4 protein-coding genes are annotated in these 5,030 nt (G+C 59.3%); 3 read left to right on the forward strand and 1 reads right to left on the reverse strand.

Annotation, left to right across the window (positions count from 1 at the left end):
- Window positions 1–741: 741 nt before the first annotated feature.
- The 3 genes from AC5RWU_RS23620 (at window position 742) to AC5RWU_RS23630 (ending at window position 4,350) form a co-directional block, all read left to right on the forward strand.
- Window positions 742–2,100, forward strand: coding sequence for an MFS transporter (locus tag AC5RWU_RS23620; RefSeq protein WP_493986609.1), 1,359 nt, complete (start codon window positions 742–744; stop codon window positions 2,098–2,100).
- A 329-nt stretch (window positions 2,101–2,429) separates the two neighbouring features.
- Window positions 2,430–3,221, forward strand: coding sequence for an SDR family oxidoreductase (locus AC5RWU_RS23625; protein WP_493986610.1), 792 nt, complete (start codon window positions 2,430–2,432; stop codon window positions 3,219–3,221).
- Window positions 3,222–3,294: 73 nt separating this feature from the next.
- Window positions 3,295–4,350 carry a M20 family metallopeptidase gene (locus AC5RWU_RS23630; protein WP_493986611.1) on the forward strand — a complete coding sequence of 352 codons (1,056 nt, stop codon included), beginning with the start codon at window positions 3,295–3,297 and terminating at the stop codon, window positions 4,348–4,350.
- A gap of 265 nt (window positions 4,351–4,615) precedes the next feature.
- Here AC5RWU_RS23630 and AC5RWU_RS23635 read toward each other — a convergent pair whose 3' ends face one another.
- Entirely contained in the window at window positions 4,616–4,924 is a 309-nt protein-coding gene (locus AC5RWU_RS23635) for a hypothetical protein (RefSeq protein WP_493986612.1), read from the reverse strand.
- Window positions 4,925–5,030 lie beyond the last annotated feature (106 nt).

Below are 5,030 nucleotides of genomic sequence, written 5' to 3' on the forward strand. Positions count from 1 at the left end.
CCGCAGCCATCTGCTCAATGTGTTCAGTCCGCATGCGCGTCGCCCAGATGCTCTGATGCGCATCACGCAGCGTGGTGTCAATGATCTTGATCTCGCGCCGGCTCCCGGCTGGTCGCCCGCCCACGCTCATTACCGACGCGATTGTTTCAGTTGCGTCCATCAACTCTGACCTCATTCCTTGGCGTCACCCGGGCCACCGCCTGTGGTGAAATCGTATTCACGTTTCATGAAATCGTACTCACGGCGTTTCGTCAACCCCTGAAGTGATTCTTGACACGACACGTCGAGACGATAAAACTTGGTACGACGTTCACGGCACTGACGGGCCAAGAGGCCTGGGTAGCGTGGGCGGTCGCCGCTAATGCCCAGCCTCAAAACTCGATCAGCCGTTACTGCCCTGCATGCGAGCTGTCGACCCGGCCCGTGCAGTTTTGCGGAATGACCGGCCGGCCTGCCCGAGGTTGTGAGCGATCGGTTCCGAAGTACAACGCTTCCTCTTCAGAGGGATGCGTCCAGCCGTCCTGTGCACGTGGATGCGGGGAGGCGGGGCGAACTTCATGACGGATAGACAGGAGAGCGAAGTCAACCCGGGCACGGAGATCCGGGCTGATGTGTCAATACTTCGGGCATCATGACGTTTTTGTTAGCCAATTCGCAGCACGGATATGAATACGTAGTCAGAGCGTTTTGGCAGTGGACGCTTCACGCTATGTGTTCGACCTGAATTAGAAGGGTAATTTGATGGTTCAATCAGTAGATGCGAGAGAGCCTGTTGTAGGCGAGGATTCAATATCCCGCCGGCAGCGTCGGAGATCCCTTCGTGCCAGTACGATCGGCCAGCTGTTGGAATGGTACGAGTGGAGTTCTTACGCCGTATTCGCTCCATTCATCGCGGCCGCGATGTTCAACCAGTCAGATCCCGCCTCGGCTCTTCTTTCAACGTTGGCAGTATTTGCGGTTGGTTTTCTCATGCGCCCGCTGGGCGGCGTTGTATTCGGAGCGCTCTCGGACCGTAAGGGAAGAAAGAAGGTCATGATCACCACGATGGTCATGATGGCCCTGGCCTCCGTGGCAATTGGGCTCATGCCGTCGTATGAGTCCATCGGTCTCGGTGCGTCTATTGGGCTGCTTCTGATCCGGATGATTCAGGGCTTCGCTCATGGTGGCGAGTCGGCGACGGCGAACAGCTATATTCCCGAGATTGCCCCCCGGCAGAAGCGCGGGCAATGGGGAAGCCTCGTATTCGTCGCAATCTTCGGTGGTTCGGTCATTGCGTATGTATTGGGAGGCGTCATTTCCCTGGTTCTTGCGGAATCGCAAGTGGCCGAGTGGGGATGGCGAATCCCGTTCATCTTGGGTGCTTTTGGTGCGGTGTTTGCTCTCTACCTTCGGCGGGGGATGCACGAATCTGAGGTCTTCGATGAGAAGAATGACGAGGTCGCGGTGAAGCCTGTAGCGATTTCCACTCCGGTGGAAAGTGGAGTTGCGGGCCAAGGTGTCGGGGGGCGGAATCCGCGTCCCCGGTGGGTTTCAATCCTCTTGATCATCGGAATGGTGTCGGGTGTGACAGCGGCCCACTACACCTGGTCGTCTTATGTTTCGACGTATGCCATCACGCAGCAAGGAATGTCCATTCAGGGGGCGTATTGGGTGACGGTCGTCGCGCAGGTTATAGGTTTGGTGGCGCTACCGCTCTGGGGCCGGCTCTCTGACCGTATCGGACGCAAGCCAGTCATCTATTTCTTCGCGATCGCGATGGGTGTGCTTCAGATTCCCCTCATGGCAATGATCACTGAGGAGCCGTGGACTCTGCTGGTTGCTTCGACAATTGCTCTGGTGATCGTGGCTGCTTCGGGTTCGCTGCTGTCCTCGATCATGTCGGAAGTCTTCCCGACGTCGCAGCGCACCCAAAGCATCGGCCTCGCCTACTCGGTGTCCGTGGCTGGTTTTGGCGGCACCGCACCCTACGTGTACCAGTTGTTCGTGTCGATCGATCTGGCATGGCTGTCCGGGGCCTTGGTCGTCGTTCTGTGCCTCCTGACCCTGGTTGCAATGAAGTTGCTGCCGGAAACCAAGGGAGTGGATCTGAGGGCCGTGTAGTTCGACCCGTCTGAAGTCCTGTCAGACGCCTTGCCGCCGTCATGCACCTGTTCCAATCCCGCAGGCGAGTGACGGCGGCGGGTGTCTGGCCAGGTTTGACCGCTCCGCGTGCCGTCTGATGCAGGCAATGACGGTTTGGACTTCGGGCTGACACCACTGCAGGGCTAAGCGGATGTAGAAAAGCGGACGTGGGGATACGAGCTAGAACATTCTCCCGTCCCATGGGTCGCGATTAACACGCGTTCTGCGACTTGCCGGCGGGGCCTGTTTGCCCTGGCCTTCCACATTTCGAAGTCAGCATTAAACGATTAAACGAAGGTATATCACTTATGACCACGACATCCCGCACTCCCGTCCTGGAGCTCTTCCGATTAGATGGAAAGGCAGCGCTGGTGACTGGGGCTTCAGGCGGTCTTGGGCGTTCCATGGCTCTCGCACTTGCGGAGGCCGGGGCCGATATCCTGGCGGTTGGGCTCGGTGACCTCGATCAGGTAGCTGAGGAGGTACGTGACCGCGGGGTTAACTGCTCCACTTATGTAACTGATCTCAGTGCCCTAACACAGGACACCGCAGCACATCTAATCTCGTGGGCTCGAGACGCGTTCCCACAGCCGACCATCTTGGTCAACAATGCAGGGATTATTCGGAGAGGCCCAGCCATCGAGTCGGCACAATCAGATTGGTTAGCAGTTCTCGATGTGAACCTTACTGCTCCTTTCCTTCTCAGCCAAGCTTTTGCTCGTGGTGTTCTCGCGGCTGGTGATGCCCCTGCCAGCATCATCAACATCGCCTCGATCAACTCGTTCCAGGGCGGCGTGGAAGTTCCTGCTTATGCGGCTTCCAAGCATGGATTGCTTGGCCTCACTCGAGCGCTGGCCAATGAATGGACTCCGCATGGCATCAGGGTTAATGCCATCGCCCCGGGGTACATGGAAACCGACTTCACCCTTGCTCACAGGGAGAACGCTGAGCGGGCGGAAAGCATGTTGCGCCGTATTCCCGCCAACAGTTGGGGACGCCCACAGGATCTTTCAGGAGCAGTCGTGTTCCTTGCGTCAAACGCAGCTGCCTATGTCAGTGGCGCTGCCCTCACTATCGATGGTGGGTGGCTGTCTCGATAGTTGAGTGCCAACTCCGAAAGAGGGGTTGCTGTCATGACGAAACTCGGGAAATGAAAGCCGGGATGTGAGACCTATGGAGAACAACTACTTACGTTTCCTGCAGACGCTCGTACAACTCGAGACGGAATCTGGAAATCTGGACGCCCAGCACCATCTCCAAAGCCTCTGCATCGACTTTGTGGAGCAGCACACCTCTGATGTCACCATCAGTCGCGGGAACAACTATCCCTGGACGTTGCTCACCACCGGCAGCGGGTCGGCCCCGGTGATGTTCGTCTGTCATACCGACACCGTGCCAGCCGGTAACGCCGGCACTTGGTCCTCTCACCCGTTTGACGGTGCTATCGATTTCGAACGAGGGACACTCCACGGCAGGGGGAGCGTTGACATGAAAGGTGGCCTGGTCGCAGCACTGGTTACCTTGATTCGCGCGAACGTCGCCGGAGCTGACGTAGCTGTCCTCTTGACGGCGGATGAGGAAATCGGCAGTAAAGGAGCTGTTGTCGCAGCTGAGGAGCTGGCCCAATTAGACCCCGCGCTGATCATTGTTCCTGAGGCCACCGACAACCAGGTTTCGCTTGGTCACCGTGGGGCTCTTTGGGTGAGGGCCGAAGCCCAGGGTGTAGCCGCCCACGGTTCTCGACCACATGCCGGCATCAACGCCATCAAGACTCTCGTGAGGGGAGTAGTCGACAACCTCGATGCCTTTCCTGCGGCCTCCGATGAGTACTTGGGTAGAGAAACGGTCAACCTCGGTTACCTTTCCGGGGGGAGCGTGCCCAATATCGTTCCAGACCATGCAGAGCTATCCCTGGATTTCCGCACGGTAGGTGATCCCCAACGAATTCTCGACTGGCTCCGCGGCCTCCAGGGTGACCTTCGAATCACAGAGCTAATCAATCTGGCTCCCGTCCGCGCCGGGCAGCCCCCGACGGTATTGCGGGACTACTCGCCAGCACCCGCAGTCCCCTACTTCACCGACGGTTCGGTTCTCCAAGACCGGTTCCCCGATGCCCCCATCGTGATCTGGGGTCCAGGAGATCCTGCCATGATGCACGCCATCGACGAGACACTTGATCTGTCCTCTCTCGACACTGCGATTGAACATTTTTGGCGGGTTCTAAGGTAAGCGACGGCTGCCCGGAAGACCTCCTTCGTATCATCCAGATGGCCAACCTCGGCAACGGCCTGAACCATCGTGGGGCTGCTGACCAGGCCCGGATCCAACCGGTGCAGCGCTGCCTGTGCCAGGTCGATGCCTCGCAGATACGAATCTTCTCTGGATTTCATCATGGTTTCCCTCCTAGGCCGGTTCCTACGGATTGCCGGCCGGCGCGATCCCCTGCCGCCGGCCATTCCCCTACTGCCCCGGCCAGCGGGCCAAGATGGAGGCCCTAAGGTTCATCACGAGACGCGAGGGCCGCGGAGGCGGCCGGCGGATCGTCTCCGCGCTCGCCGTCGGTGGTTTTGAGCAGGTCGTGGGCGATGGCGTATTGGGTGGTGGCCATGGCGGCGAAGTGAGCGTTGGCGGCCATCATGTGCCGGATGGAGGCTGTCGATGCGGGGCCGGGGGTGGTATGTCCCGGTGCGAGGTGGCGGTAGGCGGGGGAGGAGGCGGCCCAGGCGGCCCAGGCGGCCACGGTGTCCGGGTCGATGTCTATGGCGGCTTCGGTTGTTCTGGTCCAGCGGATCCGCTGCCGCATGGGCCATCTCCTCCTTTCCTCTGCCGGTGCGGCGGGGCTATTCGGTGCGCTGGTACTCCTGTATGGAGGGGTAGCTGGCCTTCAGCGGGAAGCCGTTGTCGCTGGT

This window comes from Arthrobacter sp. B0427-1-12 (assembly GCF_059092905.1).